At 70.6% G+C, this 18,136-nt stretch carries 15 protein-coding genes; 10 read left to right on the forward strand and 5 right to left on the reverse strand.

The features are described 5' to 3' along the window. Nucleotides 1-286: 286 nt before the first annotated feature. Nucleotides 287-718 carry an Lrp/AsnC family transcriptional regulator gene (locus RS85_RS00450; RefSeq protein ID WP_200894760.1) on the reverse strand — a complete coding sequence of 144 codons (432 nt, stop codon included), beginning with the start codon at nt 716-718 and terminating at the stop codon, nt 287-289. 167 nt (nt 719-885) lie between these two features. Between RS85_RS00450 and RS85_RS00455 the strand changes: the two genes are divergently transcribed. Genes RS85_RS00455 through paaI form a run of 8 tightly spaced genes read left to right on the forward strand, consistent with a single transcriptional unit; the run spans nt 886 to nt 9,710 of the window. After that, complete coding sequence (locus RS85_RS00455; RefSeq protein WP_046011451.1) at nt 886-1,986, forward strand: thiamine pyrophosphate-dependent enzyme; 1,101 nt, start codon at nt 886-888, stop codon at nt 1,984-1,986. Continuing rightward, on the forward strand, nt 1,983-3,011 hold the full coding sequence (locus tag RS85_RS00460; RefSeq protein WP_046011452.1) for an alpha-ketoacid dehydrogenase subunit beta: 1,029 nt from the start codon (nt 1,983-1,985) through the stop codon (nt 3,009-3,011). Before RS85_RS00455 ends, RS85_RS00460 begins: the two co-directional genes overlap by 4 nt. Then, nucleotides 3,008-4,441 carry a dihydrolipoamide acetyltransferase family protein gene (locus RS85_RS00465; RefSeq protein WP_046011453.1) on the forward strand — a complete coding sequence of 478 codons (1,434 nt, stop codon included), beginning with the start codon at nt 3,008-3,010 and terminating at the stop codon, nt 4,439-4,441. The genes RS85_RS00460 and RS85_RS00465 overlap by 4 nt, the downstream gene beginning before the upstream one ends. Further along, entirely contained in the window at nt 4,441-5,628 is a 1,188-nt protein-coding gene (locus RS85_RS00470; RefSeq protein ID WP_046011454.1) for a thiolase family protein, read from the forward strand. Before RS85_RS00465 ends, RS85_RS00470 begins: the two co-directional genes overlap by 1 nt. Then, nucleotides 5,625-6,359 (forward strand): enoyl-CoA hydratase/isomerase family protein, encoded by a 735-nt coding sequence (locus RS85_RS00475; RefSeq protein ID WP_046011455.1) that lies wholly within the window; start codon nt 5,625-5,627, stop codon nt 6,357-6,359. Before RS85_RS00470 ends, RS85_RS00475 begins: the two co-directional genes overlap by 4 nt. Continuing rightward, entirely contained in the window at nt 6,356-7,237 is an 882-nt protein-coding gene (locus RS85_RS00480; RefSeq protein WP_046011456.1) for a 3-hydroxyacyl-CoA dehydrogenase family protein, read from the forward strand. Before RS85_RS00475 ends, RS85_RS00480 begins: the two co-directional genes overlap by 4 nt. Continuing rightward, entirely contained in the window at nt 7,234-9,330 is a 2,097-nt protein-coding gene (paaZ, locus tag RS85_RS00485; RefSeq protein WP_200894761.1) for a phenylacetic acid degradation bifunctional protein PaaZ, read from the forward strand. Before RS85_RS00480 ends, paaZ begins: the two co-directional genes overlap by 4 nt. 5 nt (nt 9,331-9,335) lie before the next feature. Next, nucleotides 9,336-9,710, forward strand: coding sequence for a hydroxyphenylacetyl-CoA thioesterase PaaI (gene paaI, locus RS85_RS00490; RefSeq protein WP_327037190.1), 375 nt, complete (start codon nt 9,336-9,338; stop codon nt 9,708-9,710). A 148-nt stretch (nt 9,711-9,858) separates the two neighbouring features. Here the strand turns inward: paaI and ptsP are convergent, their stop codons facing one another. The 3 genes from ptsP to dhaK form a co-directional block, all read right to left on the reverse strand. Continuing rightward, nucleotides 9,859-12,390, reverse strand: a complete 2,532-nt coding sequence (gene ptsP, locus RS85_RS19175) for a phosphoenolpyruvate--protein phosphotransferase (RefSeq protein WP_082087426.1) — start codon at nt 12,388-12,390, stop codon at nt 9,859-9,861. Continuing rightward, nucleotides 12,390-13,034 (reverse strand): dihydroxyacetone kinase subunit DhaL, encoded by a 645-nt coding sequence (gene dhaL / locus RS85_RS00500; RefSeq protein WP_046011459.1) that lies wholly within the window; start codon nt 13,032-13,034, stop codon nt 12,390-12,392. Before dhaL ends, ptsP begins: the two co-directional genes overlap by 1 nt. 100 nt (nt 13,035-13,134) lie before the next feature. Continuing rightward, entirely contained in the window at nt 13,135-14,127 is a 993-nt protein-coding gene (gene dhaK / locus RS85_RS00505; protein WP_046011460.1) for a dihydroxyacetone kinase subunit DhaK, read from the reverse strand. Between the two features lie 164 nt (nt 14,128-14,291). Between dhaK and RS85_RS00510 the strand changes: the two genes are divergently transcribed. Then, nucleotides 14,292-15,059, forward strand: a complete 768-nt coding sequence (locus RS85_RS00510; RefSeq protein ID WP_046011461.1) for an IclR family transcriptional regulator — start codon at nt 14,292-14,294, stop codon at nt 15,057-15,059. A gap of 82 nt (nt 15,060-15,141) precedes the next feature. Here RS85_RS00510 and RS85_RS00515 read toward each other — a convergent pair whose 3' ends face one another. Next, nucleotides 15,142-17,268 (reverse strand): RecQ family ATP-dependent DNA helicase, encoded by a 2,127-nt coding sequence (locus RS85_RS00515; protein ID WP_046011462.1) that lies wholly within the window; start codon nt 17,266-17,268, stop codon nt 15,142-15,144. Between the two features lie 427 nt (nt 17,269-17,695). Between RS85_RS00515 and RS85_RS00520 the strand changes: the two genes are divergently transcribed. After that, nucleotides 17,696-18,115, forward strand: a complete 420-nt coding sequence (locus RS85_RS00520) for a hypothetical protein (protein WP_046011463.1) — start codon at nt 17,696-17,698, stop codon at nt 18,113-18,115. Nucleotides 18,116-18,136: the final 21 nt, after the last annotated feature.

Raw genomic sequence — 18,136 nt, forward strand, 5'->3', positions numbered from 1 at the left:
CGGCGACCCGCAGCACCTCCATCCGCTCCGCAGCCGGCGCCACCCGCACCGCATCGGAGCGCACCACACCACGCATGTCGGCGATGGCCCGCCCCATGGAATCCGTGATGCCCTTCATACCCCTCAGCCAACCCGGGGCCACCGACATTCCGAACCCGAAAACAGCCGATCAGAGCAATATTCCAGAACAATAGTAGATACGTCTACTTCTGCACCGAGCAGCCGATTTCCGATCCGCTCACAGCGCCCGGCCCTCGACTGACATCCGCGACCAGAGCATCTCGCCTCAGTCGAAGTCCTCGAAGATCAGCGTCGTGCGGGTCGACCGGATCGACGGGATCGCCTGGATGTCCTCCAGCACGATCCGACGGAGGTCACGGGCGTCGTTCGCGCGCACGAGCAGGATGACGTCGAAGTCGCCGCCCACCAGCGCCATGTGCTCGATCTCGGGGATCGCCCGCAGACGATCGCGCACGTCCTGCCAGGTCGCCTGCTCGATCGCGAGGGTCACGTAGGCGCTGGCGTGATGGCCGAGCAGCACCGGATCCGTGCGCACGGTGTAGCCGGTGATCACACCGGCATCCGTCAGCCGCTTGATCCTCGCGTGGGCGCCCGCGCGTGAGATGTGCACCGTGTCGGCGATCGCCGTCATCGATGCGCGCGCATCGCGCCGCAACTCGCCGAGGATGGCGTGGTCGATCTCGTCCAGTGCGGCCATGAGAACCCCTTCGTCCGTCCCGCTGATTCTGACACTCCGGCGGCGAAAACGACAATCCCAAGCCAGACGTTCAGTGTTCAGCAGCATCCCTTGGATGACTGTCGAACCCGAGGCATGCTGGGTCCACGAAGTTCGGCAGAGACGACGAACGGCTGGAGGGCGAACGGATGCCGCACACCGACATGCTCCCGCGAGACACCGCGGTGCGACTGATCGACCAGGACGGCGCGCCGGTCGCGGACGAGAGCTACGCCCTCCCCGAGTCGGACGTTCTGCTGCAGGCCTATCGCGGCCTCGTCGAAGGGCGTCGCATCAACGACCAGGCCGGTGCCCTCGTGCGCCAGGGCCGCCTCGCGGTCTACCCTTCGTCGCACGGCCAGGAGGCCTGCCAGGTCGCGGCATCCATGGTCCTGGGCGAGCACGACTGGCTCTTCCCCACCTACCGCGACTCCGTCGCCGTGATCGCCCGCGGCGTCGACCCGGCCGACGCTCTGGTACTTCTCAAGGGGGACTGGCATTCCGGATACGACTCCCGCGTTCACCGGGTCGCTCCGCAGGCCACTCCCCTGGCGACGCAGCTGCTGCACGCCGTCGGCTTTGCCCAGGCGGCGAAGCACCGCGGAGAGGACACGGTCGTCCTCGCCCTGTGCGGCGACGGTGCCACGAGCGAGGGCGATTTCCACGAAGCGCTGAACTTCGCCGCGGTCTTCCATGTGCCTGTCGTCTTCTTCGTGCAGAACAACGGGTTCGCGATCTCGGTCCCGCTCTCCCGCCAGACCGCCGCGCCCTCGCTCGCGCACAAGGCCATCGGATACGGGATGCCGGGACAGCGCGTCGACGGGAACGACGTCGCCGCGGTGCTCGCGGTCCTGGGTGAAGCCGTGTCGCTGGCCCGCGCCGGAGGCGGTCCGTCGCTCGTCGAGGCGCACACCTACCGGATGCAGGCCCATACCAACGCCGACGACGACACCCGCTACCGCGAGCGTGCGGAAGTGCAGGAATGGGTGGCTCGCGACCCCCTGCTGCGCCTGCGTACGCACCTCACCGCGACGGGAGCGCTCGACGCCGCGACCGAAGAGCGGTTCGCCGACGGTGCCGAGCAGATCGCCGCCGCGATGCGCACGGCACTCAACACGGATGCCGACCTCGACCCGGAAGACCTCTTCCGCTTTGTGACCGAGACGCGCTCGCCCCAGCTCGAGGAGCAGTGGCAGCTGCTGCGCGGCGAGATCGAGCGCTCGGAACTCGCCGCAGGAGGCCACCGATGACGATCGCTCACGACGACACGCGCACCGCGCCCGAGGTTCGCGAGGTGGCGACCATGAGCATGGCCGCCGCTCTCAACCGCGCTCTCGCAGACGCGATCGAGTCCGATCCCGACGTCGTCGTGTTCGGCGAGGATGTCGGCGCCCTCGGCGGCGTGTTCCGCATCACCGACGGGCTCACCGCCCGCTTCGGCGAGAACCGGTGCTTCGACACGCCCCTCGCCGAGGCCGGCATCGTCGGCACCGCCGTGGGCATGGCCATGAACGGCCTGCGCCCGGTGGTCGAACTCCAGTTCGACGCCTTCGCCCTCCCGGCCTTCGAGCAGATCGTGAGCCATGTCGCGAAGCTCGGCAACCGCACGCGCGGAGGTCTGCGGATGCCGCTCGTCATCCGCATCCCGTTCGGCGGTGGCATCGGCGGGGTCGAGCACCACTGCGACTCCTCCGAGGCGTACTACGCGCACACTCCGGGGCTCACGGTGGTGAGTCCGTCGACCCCGCAGGACGCCTACTCCCTGCTCCGCGCGGCGATCGCGTCGCCGGACCCGGTGATCTTCCTCGAGCCGAAGAAGCTGTACTGGTCGAAGGGCGAGGTCGACACCTCGGTCACAGCCGAGATCGGTACCGCGCGCATCGCCCGGGAGGGAACCGACGTGACCCTCCTCGCCTATGGCGCCGCGGTGCCGCTCGCACTCGAAGCAGCAGAGGTCGCGGCATCCGAGGGCCGGAGCGTGCAGGTCGTCGACGTGCGTTCCCTCTCGCCGTTCGACGACGCGACCGTGACCGCTGCCGTGAAGTCCACCGGCCGCGCCGTCGTGATCGCCGAGGCGCCGGGCTACGCCTCGGTGGCCTCTGAGATCCAGGCGCGCGTGTTCGAGCGCTGCTTCGAGTACCTCGAGGCTCCGGTGCGACGCGTCACCGGCTTCGACGTGCCCTACGCGCCGCCGAAGCTCGAGCACTGGTATCAGCCCGACGTCGACCGGGTGCTCGACGCGATCGACACGCTGCACTGGGACGAGGACGTATGAGCACGCATCTGACGAACGGCACCGCCCAGGTGTTCCGACTTCCCGATCTCGGCGAGGGCCTCACCGAGGCAGGACTCGTGCAGTGGCTGGTCGCTGTCGGCGACACGATCGTCACCGATCAGCCGATCGCCGAGGTCGAGACCGCCAAAAGCATCGTCGAGCTGCCCTCCCCGTTCGCGGGCGTCGTGACGGCGCTCCACGGCACTGCGGGCGACACGATCGACGTCGGCGCACCCGTGCTCGAGGTCGCGGGTGCGGGAGACGAGTCGGATGCCGCGACAGCTGCCCCGACCGCCGACCACGAGGCCTACCGCGAAGAGGAGCGCGCCGGCTCGGGCAACGTGCTCATCGGCTACGGCACCAGCGCCCGCGCGTCGTCCGGGCGCCGCCGCCCGGCGGTCGCTGCGAAGAACCACGAGACCCAGGCAGCCACGAGCGTCAATACGGCCCCGACCGCGGCATCCGCTGAGACGGCCCCAACAACGGATGCCGCGCGTCGCGGTCCCGTCGCCGTGCGCTCTCCGCTGGTGCGCCGTCTCGCCCGCGACCTCGGTCTCGACGTGCACGCGATCGACGCGACCGGCCCCGACGGCGCCATCACGCGCGCCGACGTCCTCCGCGCGGCCGTGGACAACGCCGTGGACGGCGCAGCCGCCCAGCACCGCGACACGACCGCCCCGAGCACCGGCACCGGCTCCGGCACCGGCACCGGCACCGGCGAGACCCTCGACGGCCTCCCCGTCCGCTCACGCGAGCGCATGTCCCCGCTCCGGAAGGCCGTGAGCGCCAAGCTCAGCCGCAGCAGGTCCGAGATCCCGGAGGCGACGGTCTGGGTCGACGTCGACGCGACCGCCCTGTGGGCCGTGCGCGCGCAGATGGCACCCGAGGGTGGCAAGGCGCCGTCGATCACCGCGCTCCTCGCCCGCTTCGTGCTGCTCGCTCTCGAGGACTATCCGGTCCTGGCATCGCGCCTCACTGACGATGCGAGTGAGGTGATCTCGTTCGACGGCGTGAACCTCGGTGTCGCCGCCGACACCGAGCGCGGACTGATGGTTCCGGTGGTCCCGCGCGCCCACGCCCTGACGATCGAGCAGCTCGATGTGGCACTGCGCGAGCTCGCCGCGTCCGCACGGTCGGGATCGATGCCGCTCGAGTGCCTGCGCGGATCGACGTTCACCCTCAACAACTACGGCGGCCTCGGCGTCGACGGCTCCGCGGCGATCATCAATCACCCCGACGTCGCCATCCTCGGCATCGGCCGCATCATCGAGCGCCCCTGGGTCGTGGAGGGGGAGATCGTCGTGCGGCGCATCGCGCAGCTCTCGCTCGTGTTCGACCACCGCGTCTGCGACGGCGGGTACGCCGCGGGCTTCCTCCGTCGCGTGACCGAGCTCATCGAGCATCCGCTGCGCGCGTTCGGGAGGGTCTGATGGCAGAGGCGTTCCTCGTCGGCGGAGTCCGCACGCCGATCGGCCGCTACGGCGGCGTTCTCGCCGGAGTGCGTCCGGACGACCTCGCCGCCCTGGTGGTCCGCGCGGCCGTCGAGCGCGCAGGCGTGCCGGATGCCGCCATCGACGAGGTCATCCTCGGTGCGGCGAATCAGGCCGGCGAGGACAACCGCAACGTCGCCCGGATGGCCGTGCTCCTCGCAGGACTCCCCGACACCATCCCGGGCATCACGGTGAACCGGCTCTGCGCGTCGGGCATGTCTGCGATCGCGATGGCCGCACAGGCGATCCGCGCCGGAGACGCCGACCTCATCGTCGCGGGCGGCGTCGAGTCGATGACCCGCGCACCGTGGGTGCAGGCGAAGCCGGAGCGCGCGTGGGCGAAGCCCGGCGAGGCGTTCGACACCTCGATCGGCTGGCGCTTCACGAATCCTCTCCTGGCCGCGCGCGATAAGGCCACCTTTTCGATGCCCGAGACCGCGGAGGAGGTCGCACGCCGCGACGGCATCACCCGTGCCGACGCCGATGCCTTCGCCCTCCGCAGCCAGCAGCGGGCCGTCGCCGCGATCGACGCCGGGCGCTTCGCCCACGAGATCGTCGCGGTGCCGACACGGGCCGGGGACGTTCTCACCGACGAGGGCCCGCGCCGCGACACCAGCCTGGAGGCCCTTGCCGCGCTCCGACCGGTGGTCGCCGGCGGCGAGGTCGTGACCGCCGGCAACTCCAGCTCGCTCAACGACGGATCCTCCGCGATCGTCGTGGCGAGCGCCGAGGCCGTCCGCCGCCACGGTCTCGTACCGCGCGCACGCATCGTCAGCGCGACCTCCGCCGCCCTGGCGCCCGAGATCATGGGCCTCGGTCCTGTGCCCGCGACCAAGAAGGCGCTCCAGCGCGCCGGCATCCGCATCGACGACATCGGCGCCGTCGAACTGAACGAGGCGTTCGCGACGCAGTCCCTCGCCTCGATCCGTCGCCTCGGGATCGACCCGGAGATCGTCAATCGCGACGGCGGCGCCATCGCCCTGGGTCATCCCCTGGGATCGAGTGGATGCCGCATCGTCGTCACTCTTCTCGGCCGCATGGAGCGGGAGGGCGTCGAACGAGGCCTCGCCACGATGTGCGTCGGTGTGGGCCAGGGCGCCGCGATGATCGTGGAGCGACTCTCGTGACGGTGCAGATCGAGGAACGGGGCGACCGCGTCGTCGCAACACTCGACCGTCCGGAGAAGCGCAACGCCATCGATCAGGAGACCATCGACGCCCTGCACGACCTGTGCGCATCGCTCGAGGCCGATCCCCGCACGCTCATCCTCACCGGGTCCGGTGGCGTGTTCGCCGCAGGAGCCGATATCGCCGAGCTTCGCGAGCGCACGCCCGACGATGCCCGGCGTGGCATCAACGCGCTGGCCTTCCTCCGCATCCGCGAGTTGCCGATGCCCGTGATCGCCGCGATGGACGGCTACGCGCTGGGCGGGGGTGCCGAGCTCGCCTATGCCGCCGACATCCGCATCGGCACGCCCGCGCTCCGGATCGGCAACCCGGAGACGGGCCTCGGCATCATGGCCGCGGCGGGAGCGACATGGCGCCTGCCCGAGATCGTCGGCGAGGCGCGCGCGAGCGAGCTGCTGCTCACCGGTCGCACACTCGACGCCGACGAGGCGCTGGCGTGGGGACTCGTCTCCACGCTGCATCCGGCCGACGAGCTGCTCGACGCCGCCCAGACGATCGCCGACCGGATCGCCGCGAACGACCCGCTGGCGACCCAGCACACCAAGCGCGCGCTGCGAGCACCTCGCGCCGAGCATCCCGCGATCGAGTTCGACCTGCAGGCCGAGCTGTTCGCGTCGCCCGAGAAGCACCGCCGCATGACCGAGTTCCTCGAGAAACGAGCCCGACGATGAGCGAGACCACTGCCCCCGAGCACGTTGGAGTGCTGGGCGGCGGGCGCATGGGCGCCGGGATCGCGCACGCCTTCCTGCTCGCCGGCTCGCGCGTGAGCGTCGTCGAGCGCGACCAGCCGACCGCGGATGCCGCCGCGGAACGCGTGCACGACAGCATCCGCCGCTCCGTCGAACGGGACGCGAGCCTGGATGGAACACTGCTTCGAGAACGTCTTGTCTGCGGCACCGACATCGGCGCCTTCTCGGAGTGCGCCCTGATCATCGAGGCCGTCCCCGAGGATCGTGCGCTGAAGGAGTCGGCCCTCAGCCGTGCCGAGGCCGTGATGCGCGAGGGTGCCGTCCTCGCCTCGAACACCTCGTCGATTTCGATCGACGACCTTGCTGCGACTCGGGCACGGCCGGAGAGCTTCCTCGGGCTGCACTTCTTCAATCCCGTGCCGGCATCCGCGCTGGTGGAGATCGTCCGCGGATCGGCCACGCGGCCCGACATCGTCGACCTCGCCCGCAGCTGGGTGCAGGCGCTCGGCAAGGCCCCGATCGTGGTGCGGGACTCCCCCGGCTTCGCGTCGTCGCGCCTGGGGGTGATGCTCGGTCTCGAAGCGATCCGGATGCTGGAGGAGGGCGTCGCGAGCGCCGCCGACATCGATGCCGCCATGACGCTCGGGTATCGGCATCCGGCCGGGCCGTTGCGCACCACCGACATCGTCGGGCTCGACGTGCGGCTCGGGATCGCCGAAGAGCTCGCTGCCACGCTCGGCCCGAGATTCGAACCGCCCGCACTGCTGCGGTCGATGGTCGCCGACGGAAAGCTCGGCCGCAAGAGCGGCGAAGGCTTCTACAGATGGCCCGCCGTCAGAGGAACAGAGGAGACGTCATGACCGAGTATCTGGCGAGCTACGTGGAGGGGTCCTGGTGGACGCCGGCCCTTCGACAGGCTCAGGGACCCATCGAGGGCACCGAGGTGCGCGACGCATCCACGGGCGAGATCGTCACCCGCGTCAGCACGGACGGCCTCGACCTCGCCGCTGCGCTCGAGTACGGACGCACCGTCGGACAGGCGAGCCTGGCCGCACTCACGTTCCACCAACGCGCCATGCTGCTGAAGAAGTTCGCGCTCGCGCTGACCGAGCGCAAGGACGAGCTGTACGCGCTCTCCGCCCGCACCGGCGCCACCAAGACCGACTCGTGGGTCGACATCGACGGTGGAATCGGCGTGCTGTTCTCGTACTCCGGCAAGGGCAGGCGCGAACTGCCGAACAGCACCGTGTACGTCGACGGCCCGGTCGAGCCGCTGTCGAAGGACGGCTCCTTCCTCGGACGCCACGTCTACACGACCCTGCGCGGAGTCGCCGTGCAGATCAACGCCTTCAACTTCCCCGTATGGGGGTCGCTCGAGAAGCTCGCCCCGGCGTTCCTGGCCGGCATGCCGACGCTCGTGAAGCCCGCGACACCGACCGGATATCTCGCCGAGGCGATGGTGCGGATCCTCGTCGAATCCGGCCTGGTCCCCGAAGGATCGCTGCAGCTCGTGAGCGGAAGCGTGCCGACGCTGTTCGACAACCTGCGGCTCGGCGACATCGTCGGGTTCACCGGCAGCGCCTCCACGGCGGAGAGCCTCAAGGCGCACCCGGCCGTGCAGACGGGCGGCGTGCGCTTCACCGCCGAAACCGACTCGATCAACGCCTCGGTGCTCGGCACGGATGCCGTCGAGGGCACCCCCGAGTTCGATGCCTATGTGCGCCAGCTGGTCACCGAGATGACGACCAAGGCGGGGCAGAAGTGCACCGCCATCCGCCGGGCCATCGTGCCGACAGGGACAGCGGATGCCGTGGTCGACGCGGTTCGCGCTCGCATCGAGGCGAAGACCGTGCTCGGCGACCCGCGAGCCGAGGGCGTCACGATGGGGCCCCTGGCCTCGACCGCGCAGCGCGAGGAGGTGCTGCGCCAGGTGAGGGTGCTGCAGGATGCCGGCGGCTGGCTCGTTTTCGGCTCGACCGACGCCCCTGAGGTCCGTCTTGCCGACGGCAGTGCCGGCGTGTCAGCGGACGGCGCCTTCGTCTCCCCCGTCCTGCTGCGCTTCGACGACGCGCAGGCCGACGCCGTGCACACGGTCGAGGCGTTCGGTCCCGTGGCCTCGCTCCTCACCTACGACACCATCGCCGACGCGGCTGCCCTCGTCGGCCGCGGCGGTGGTTCGCTGGTCACCAGCATCGCAACGCACGATCCGGTGCAGGCGGTTGACCTCGCAACGCGCATCGCCCCGTTCAACGGACGAATGCTGCTGCTCGACCGCGACGACGCACGCTCGTCGACCGGGCACGGCTCGCCCCTCCCGAATCTCGTGCACGGTGGACCAGGGCGCGCCGGCGGTGGCGAGGAGCTCGGCGGTATCCGCGCGGTACTGCACCACATGCAGCGGACAGCTGTGCAGGGTTCGCCGCAGATGCTCACGGCGCTCACCGGCGTCTGGCACGCGGGCGCCACGGCTCGCAGCGAGGGACGGCATCCGTTCCGGAAGTCGCTGGCCGAGCTGCGCATCGGCGACCAGATCGTGTCGGCATCCCGCGAGGTCGCCCTCGACGACATCGAGACCTTCGCCCACTTCACCGGCGACACGTTCTACGCGCACATGAACGAGGATGCCGCGGCGGCCAACCCGTTCTTCCCCGGTCGGGTCGCGCACGGCTACCTGCTCGTGTCGTGGGCGGCCGGACTCTTCGTCGATCCCGAGCCCGGCCCGGTGCTCGCGAACTACGGCCTGGAGAACCTGCGGTTCGTGACGCCCGTTTCGCCGGGAGACAGCATCCGCGTCGAGCTGACGGCGAAGCAGATCACTCCGCGTGAGACCGACGAGTACGGCGAGGTGCGCTGGGACGCCGTCATCCGCAATCAGGACGACGAGACGGTCGCGACCTACGACGTGCTCACCCTCGTCAGCAAGGAGTACGCTGCCGAACCCGCAGTCGCATGAGAGAGATGATGCAGCGCGACCGGGCATCCGCGGCACTCGGGATGACCGTGCAGGTCGACGAACCCGGTCGCGCGGTCGTGTCGATGGTCGTGCGCGACGACATGCTGAACGGCTTCTCGATCACGCACGGCGGCATGATGTTCTCCCTCGCCGACACCGCCTTCGCTCTCGCCTGCAATGAGGACGACCGGGTGACGGTCGCGGCGGGCGCCGACATCACGTTCCTGAAGTCGACGACGGCCGGGCAGACGCTTACGGCCACCGCGGTGCGGCGCGTGATCAGCGGGCGCACCGGGCTCTACGACGTCACGGTGACCGACGAGACGGGCGACGCGGTCGCGGAGTTCCGGGGCCGGTCGGTCATCACGAACCGCGCGTAGAAGCTCTGCCTGGCAGGGACGAACCTCTGCCAGGCCGAACTTCTGCGGCCAGGCCGAACTTCTTCGGCCAGGCCGAACTTCTGCGGCCAGCTCCCGCCGCATCGGCCGCGAAACTCAGGCATGGCCGCAGAAAGTGAGGCCGCAGAAGTCAGCGCACGGCGGTGACCGAGAGCACGGCGGATGCCGCGGCACGTGCATCCTCGGCGGTACCGGCCGCGAGGGCGGCGTCGGCCGCACGTCGGCAGGTCGCCTCGTCGACCTCGGCCAGCGCAGCCGCCACGCGCCCCAGCGACCGCGAGGTCATCGAGAGCGACGTCGCACCGAGTCCGACGAGCACCGGAGCGAGGGCCGGATCGCCGCCCGCCTCTCCGCACACGCCGACCTGCTTGCCGGCGGCCCTGCCCGCGGCCCCGACCGCGCCGATGAGTCTCAGCACCGCCGGCTGCCACGGATCGTTGAGGTCCCCGAGCTCGCTGACCAGCCGGTCGGCGGCCAGCGTGTACTGGGCCAGATCGTTGGTGCCGAGGCTGACGAAGTCGACGATCTCGAAGAGCTCCGCGGCCAAGAGCGCGGCCGATGGCGTCTCGATCATGATCCCCACGCGGTCGATGCCCGCGGCTCGGCAGCGGTCGGCGAAGTCGCGCGCCTCGTCGACGGTCGACACCATGGGCGCCATGACTTCGACCTCGGCCGATTCGGCATCCGCCGCAAGTGCGAGGGCGCGCAGCTGGTCATCGAGAAGATGCGGAGACCGGCGGGCGATGCGGAGTCCGCGAACGCCGAGGGCGGGATTGTCCTCGTGATCGGCGTTCGCGAACGGCAGCGGCTTGTCGCTTCCCGCGTCGAGAGTGCGCAGCACGACCTTCCGCCCGGCGAAGGCGGCGAGCACTCCTCGATACGCACCGACCTGCTCATCGATGCCGGGGGCGTCGGGGCGATCCAGGAAGCAGAACTCGGTGCGGAAGAGTCCGATCCCCTCGGCGCGCGCGGCGGCGGCGGTCTCGGCATCCGCTGCTCCCCCGACGTTCGCGAGGAGCGGCACACGGCGCCCGTCGGCGAGCGCGCCCGTGCCGTCGAAGGCGACCACGATCGCGGCAGCGCGCGCGGCGGCGACCCGCTCGTCCGGAGGATCGACCTCGACCGTGCCGCGGTCTCCGTCTACGAGCACCAGGGCACCGTCGGTGATGCCCGCCGCCCCGATCACGCCGACGACAGCAGGGAGCCCGAGCGATCGCGCGATGATCGCGGTGTGCGACGTCGGACCGCCCTGCTCGGTGACGAGGCCCACGCACTGACCGCCCTCGAGCGATGCCGTGTCGGCGGGCGAGAGATCGGCGGCGACGAGCACGAACGGCTCCGTGCGCTCCGGCACCCCTGGCATGTCGATCTCGAGGATCTCGGCGATGATCCGATCCCGCACATCGCGGATGTCGGCTGCGCGCTCGGCCATCCGGCCGCCGAGCGCTTTCAGGCCTTTCTCGTGCACGGCCGCCGCTTCCCATACGGCGCGAGCGGCGCTGCGCCCCTTCGCCTGCACGAGCGCGGTCGCGTCGGCGACCAGTTCCGGGTCGGACGCGAGCAGGCGCGAGGCATCGAGGATCGCCCTCGCCTCGCCCGCGGCCTGGGCCGTGCGCGAACGCAGCTGATCCGCGACGGCCACCGCCGCCCACTCGATGGCGGACACCTCGTCGGCACGGCCTTCCGGGGCGATCACCGTCGCCGCATCGGGTTCCGGCAGCGGCGGGGCGAGATGCACGACGGGTGCGGCAACCATCCCGGCGCTGACTCCGCGGCCGCGGAGGATGGTGCCGGGATCGATCGCGACGGGTGACTCGGCGCTCCTCGGCGCCGTCTCGGCGGTCGATGCGGCCGTCTCGGCGGTCGATGCGGCCGTCTCGGCGGTCGACGGGGCCGGTCGAGTTGCCTGGGGCGCAGTGTCGGTCCCCTCACCGAAACCGTCGGCGAACAGCGCCTCGACGCGGTCCAGCGCCGCTTCGGCATCCGTACCCCGCGCGCTCAGCTCGAGCTCGTCTCCCTGCCGCGCCCCGAGGATGAGCAGTCGGGAGAGGCTGGCGGCGGACGCATCCGGTCCCTCTGGAAGACGCCGAAGGCGCAGCTCCGCTCCCGCAGATGCCTCGGCGATCAGCGCCGCCGGGCGGGCATGGATGCCGAGCGGATTGCGCACCCGCACGCGGCGGGTGAGGGCCTCGCCCTCGGCGGGCGCGACGTCGGATACGGGCGCGGCAGGCGCCGTCGTCGGCTCATCCCCCAGCTGCCCCGTCTTGGCTCCGAGCGCCGCACCGGCCTCTGCCGAGACCTCGTCGAGCGATCCGCCCGCCGCCGCCGACACCACGGCGGCGAGGAGTCCCTCCACGAAGGGCGCCGGAGCCAGCTTCACCGGCACATCGCTCGTGCGCAGCTCGAGCGCAAGCTCGGCACTGAGCACCGCGGACCCCAGATCCATCAACACGAGCACGCCGTCGCAGTCGGCGGCGAGCTCGTCGATGGCGGTCGCGACGGCGACGGCATCCGTCCCGAGGATCGGCGTCCCCTCGGCATCCGTCCCCGCCCCCGCGGCGACCTGCACCCGCACTCCGCCGCCCTGGACCATCTGCAGGGCAAGCTCCAGCGCCGCCTCCCCGAGTCGTGCGCTGTGGGAGACGGCGACGATCCCGATCATCAGGAGCTGCCGGAGATCGCTGCGGCGAGCGTCTCGAACAGGAGCGTCGTCGAGGCGGCGCCCGGGTCGAGGTGTCCAGCACTGCGTTCACCGAGGTAGCTCGCCCGTCCCTTGCGGGCGACGAGCGGCTCGGTCGCGTCACGCCCGGCAGCGGCAGCATCCGCAGCCTTGCGCGCGGCGGTCGGCAGATCGTCGCCCTCGGCGATGGCCGCGTCGAGCGCATCGACGGCCGGCGACATCGCGTCGAACATGGTCTTGTCTCCGGACTCGGCCTTGCCGCGCGCGACGATGCCCTCGAGTCCGGCGCGCAGAGCTGCCGCGAGCCCCGCGGCGTCGAGCTCGGTCACGGCTCCCGCGGTCATCCCCATCCGCAGGAAGAACGTGCCGTAGAGGGGGCCGCTCGCACCGCCCACCGAACTCACGAGGGTCATGCCGACCGACTTCAGCAGCTCGTCGACCGTGCCCGGTGCCCCCGCGCCGAGCTTCTCGGAGACGGCGGACATCCCCCGCGCCATGTTGGCGCCATGGTCGGCATCGCCGATGGCCGAGTCCAGCTCGGTGAGCCATTCGCGCTTCTCGGTCACCGCCTCCCGGAAGCGGGTGATCCAGTCGACGAGGGCGTCGGTTCCGATGGTGTCAGTCATGCATTCCGTCCTTCACGAGTCCAAGATTCTGTTCCGGTCGCGATATTCCAGGCATCCGGGGTCGATTCGGCTGCCATATCGCGACGGGAGCGAGAGGGGGTCACGCGCCCCAGCGCAGACCGGGAGTGTTGACGGGGGCGTCCCACAGGCGCAGGAGCTCGTCGTCGACCTTGAGCACGGTGACCGAGCAGCCCGCCATGTCGAGCGAGGTGATGTAGTTGCCGACGAGGTTGCGCGCGATCTGCACCCCCGCCTTCTCGAGCAGCGCGGCGACCTCGGCGTACATCAGATAGAGCTCGATCTGCGGCGTCGCCCCCATGCCGTTGACCATGACGATCGCGGGCCCGGCGAAATCGAGGTCCGCGAGGATCGGCTCGACCAGCTGACGCGCGATGTCGGATGCCGGAGCCAGCGGCTCGCGGTGCCGACCCGGTTCGCCGTGGATGCCGATGCCGATCTCCATCTGATCGTCCGGCAGGTCGAACGTCGGCTTGCCCGCGGCAGGCACCGTGCAGCTCGTGAGGGCCATGCCCATCGAGCGGCCCTGTCCGTTGATGCGCGTCGCGAGATCGACGACCGCGGCGAGGTCCTGGCCCTCCTCCGCGGCCGCACCCACGAGCTTCTCGAGCAGCACGGTGAGTCCCACGCCGCGGCGCCCCGCCGTGTAGAGCGAGTCCTGCACCGCGACATCGTCGTCCACGATGACGGTGCCGACCTCGATGCCCTCCATCTGCGCGAGCTCGGCGGCCATCTCGAAGTTCAGCACGTCTCCGGTGTAGTTCTTCACGATGTGCAGGACGCCGGCTCCGCGGTCGACGGCCTTGGTCGCTGCCTGCACGCGGTCGGGGGTGGGTGAGGTGAACACCTCGCCGGCGACGGCGGCGTCGAGCATGCCCGCGCCGACGAAGCCGCCGTGCAGCGGCTCATGGCCGGAACCGCCACCGGACACGACGGCGACCTTCCCCTGCTCCTTCGGAGTCGCACGTGTGATGACGTGCGTCTCGAGGTCGACCGACAGCTCGGGATGAGCGAGCGCTACGCCCTTCAGGGACTCGACGAGAACGTCTTCCGGGGCGTTGATGAGCTTTTTCATCGTGCGATCTCCTTTGATCCGGTGGCTCTTGCGACGACTTTCGCGGAAATCCGAAAGCAATTCGTTAATGTCGAATATGCTCGGAGCCGGTCGGGTTGTCAAGATCAATCCGGAAGACTTGCACGACGAGCCGGTTCGACGACGAACCGGAAGGAGGATGCCCCGTGATCCAGGCGATCGACCGTGCGGCGAAGATCCTCGAGCTGCTGCAGGGCGCGCGACATCTCGGCATCACCGATCTGGCCGCGGCGCTGAGCCTTCCGCCCTCGACAGTGCACGGCATCGTGAAGTCACTGCGCTCGCACGGGCTCGTCGCGAAAGAGCGCGGCGGGCAGCGCTACATGCTCGGCCCGACCCTGCTGCGGCTCAGCAACGTCTATCTCGACACGCTCGACGTACGCGCCAGAGCCATGCGCTGGACGCAGGAGCTCGCTCGCCGCACGAACCTCTCAGTGCGCCTGGGAGCCCCGCACTTCACCGACGTGCTGGTCATCCATCACAACCTCCGCCCCGACGACAGCCAGCAGATGCTGGAGACGGGCGTCGCGATCCCCGCGCATGCCTCGGCCATGGGCAAGGTGCTGCTCGCCTACGACCTCGGCTTCCAGCGGACGGTGTTCGAGCAGCCGCTGAACAGCCTCACCGGCGATACCGTGACCGACATCGCACGCCTCACGCTGGAGCTGCCGGCGATCGCGGAGCGCGGCAGCGCGAGCGAGTCCGACGAGGCGGTGCTCGGCGAATCTTCGATCGCCGCGCCCATCGCCGACGCGTCGAACGACATCGTCGCCGCAGTGGCGGTGGTGATGCCGACCTCGGAGACGCCCGCCTCGGACGCGGTCCACAACGCCCTCCGCGAGACCGCCCGCAACATCTCGCGCGAGCTCGGCGCGACCTCGTGGCCGCCGCGCATCGCGCCTGCCGAGGACTGAGCGGACGGCGCGAACTGCGCGGGCGGCGAGGACGAGCGGACGGCGAGGACGAGCGGACGGCGACGGCCGAGCCCGCAGCGGTTCAGCCGCGCAGCGCGAGGGCGAGAGGCAGCACGTCGGTGGCTCCCGCCCGGCGGAGCACCCTCGCGGCAACGGTCATGGTCCAACGGCTGTCGACCAGATCGTCCACCAACAGCACCGGCCCCGCAGGCACCTCGAGGTGCTGGGCGCTGAAACGGTCCCAGACGCCCGCGAGCCGGAACACGCTGTTCCCGCCCGACTGTCCGGTCGGCGCGCCGTTCATGGGCTCGAGCGCGCCGAGATAGGGCAGGCGTCCGACCTCGGCGAGGCCGCGTGCGAGGGAGTCGACCAGGAGCGGCCGCGACCGCGACGGCATCGCGACGACCGCCACCGGGCGTTCGGCCCATCCCCACCCCGCGAGCACCCGGATGCACGCATCGAGCAGCGGCGGTGTGATCGCGGCATCCGTCGCTCCTGCCGCGAACATCTCCCGCAGCGTGTTGCCCCACCCCAGGTCGGTGAGGCGCGCCAGCGCCCGGCCCTCGCCCGCCTGCTCATCGGCGGCGATGCGACCCTTGACCGGCACGTCCAGCCGATCGGCGCCCGTCGGCCAGGCGCGTCGGGGCTCGATCGGGACACCCACGCGGTCGAGCGATTCCGCGGCCTGAGTGGTCGCGGCCTGAGCGATCTCGCGCGGGAACCAGCCGCCGGCACAGTTGTCGCATCTGCCGCAGGGCGCCGCCGTATCGTCGTCGAGCGAGCGCTGCAGGAACTCCATGCGGCATCCGTCGGTCTGCTCGTACTCGATCATGTGCTGCTGCTCGGCGAGCCGCTCGGCGGCGATGCGCTCGTACCGCTCGGCGTCGTACGTCCAGGGTTCACCCGTCGCGACCCAGCCGCCCTGCACGCGATGCACGGCGCCGTCGACATCGAGCACCTTGAGGAGGAGCTCGAGCGGCGTGCGGCGGATGTCGACCATGGCCTCGAGCGCCGGCGTCGAGATCGGCGTATCGCCGAGCGCGCCGATGACCCGCTCGGCCCGCTCCCGGTCGGGCATCGACGCGGTCGCGAAGTGATGCCAGATGTCGCGGTCCTCGACACCGGGAAGCAGCAGCACGTCAGCGCTCTCGCTGGCGCGGCCGGCGCGACCGACCTGCTGGTAGTACGCGACCGGTGACGAGGGCGCGCCCAGGTGCAGCACGAAGCCCAGATCGGGCTTGTCGAATCCCATGCCGAGCGCGCTGGTGGCGACGAGCGCCTTCACCTCGTTGCGCTTCAGCATCCCCTCGGACTCCGCGCGCTCCTCGGTGTCGGTCTGCCCGGTGTACGCCCGCACGTCATGGCCGTGATCGCGCAGCAGCCGCGCGGTGTCGACGGCCGCCGCGACGGTGAGCGTGTAGATGATGCCGGACCCGGGCAAATCGTTCAGATGGCTGAGCAGCCAGGCCAGTCGGCTCGCTGAATCGCGCAATCGGAGCACGCCCAGACGCAGCGAGGTGCGCGCGAGCGGTCCGCGGATGGTGAGCACGGGGGCCGCGTCAGCCGCGCCGGTATCCGCCTGCAGAGTGCCCAGCTGCTCAGCGACGTCGGCCACGACGCGGCTGTTCGCGGTCGCGGTCGTCGCGAGCACCGGCACATCGGCGGGCATCTGCGCGATGAGGTCGCGCAGCCGGCGGTAGTCGGGGCGGAAGTCGTGCCCCCAGTCGCTGATGCAGTGCGCCTCGTCGACCACCAGCATCCCGATACGACGGACCAGCGCCGGCAGCTGCTGCTCGCGGAAGGCCGGGTTGTTCAGACGCTCGGGCGAGACCAGCAGCACGTCGACCTCGTCGCGGTCGAGCTGTGCGAGCACGTCGGACCACTCGTGCGCATTGGTGGAGTTGATGGCGACGGCGCGCACGCCGGCGCGCTCGGCGGCCGCGATCTGGTCGCGCATGAGCGCCAGAAGAGGCGACACGAGCACCGTCGGACCCGCGCCCTGCCGCCGCAGCAGCAGCGTCGCGACGAAGTAGACCGCCGACTTGCCCCACCCGGTGCGCTGCACGACGAGGGCGCGGCGGCGCCCCTCGACCAGCGCTTCGATCGCCTCGTACTGGCCGTCGTGGAAGTCGGCGTCTGGGCGGCCGACCAGTTCGCGGAGGGCGGCGAGCGCGGCGTCGCGAGTGTCGACGGAAGCGGGGGAAGTCATGTCCCCACTCTGCCTCGCACCACCGACACCCCGAGCCCGGCCATCCACAAGCCCACCGCGGGGGCTCCCCCTACCGGCATCCACTCCGCCATCGGCATCCGCCACCCACTCGTCGGACGAAAGTACAGATGCAGGTTCAGGACACATCTCCGGACCTGCATCCGTCTTCTCTGCCTGCAGTTGTGTCGGGGCCGCACCCGGCACCCGGCCCCGGCCCCCGGCACCCGGCCCCCGTCACCCGGCCCCGGCCCCCGGCATGACACTCGTCGGACGAAAGTACAGATGCAGGTTCAGAACACGTCTCCGGACCTGCATCCGTCTTTTCTGCCTCCAGTCGTGTCGCGGCCGTACCCTCGCTCGGCAACGCACCGCCCACTGACGGCGCCCATTCCGCTCCCCGCCCGCAGATCACGCCTAGCGTAGGAGCATGATCACCCGCGAACTCGCCGTCGCCCTGCGAGAGGCCGGCCTCGGCTGGCATCCTGCGGAGGGCGACCGCTTCCAGCTCGACCTCCACGACGACGTCGAGCTCGAAGCCGAGGCCGACGTCTTCACCGTCAGCGGGATGACGATCGAGGCCCGGCAGACCCCGAGCGGCACCGACCTGGCGTTCAACGGCACGACCGAGTGGGCCCTCGACGCGGTGACGCTCGCGGATGCGGTGTGGCTGCCCCGCGAGGATCAGCTGCGCGAATTGCTGCGGGGCACGTTCCGCTCACTCGTGCGCCTGGAAGACACCTTCCGCGTGGAGATCGAGATCGCCGGGACGACCCTGACGTATGAGCATCCGGAGCCCGCCGAGGCCTACGGTCGAGCACTTCTGGAACTGGTCTCCCGCTCGAACTGACCGTTCTTGAACCGAACGCAT

The organism is Microbacterium sp. SA39, from assembly GCF_000967865.1.
Classification (GTDB): domain Bacteria; phylum Actinomycetota; class Actinomycetes; order Actinomycetales; family Microbacteriaceae; genus Microbacterium.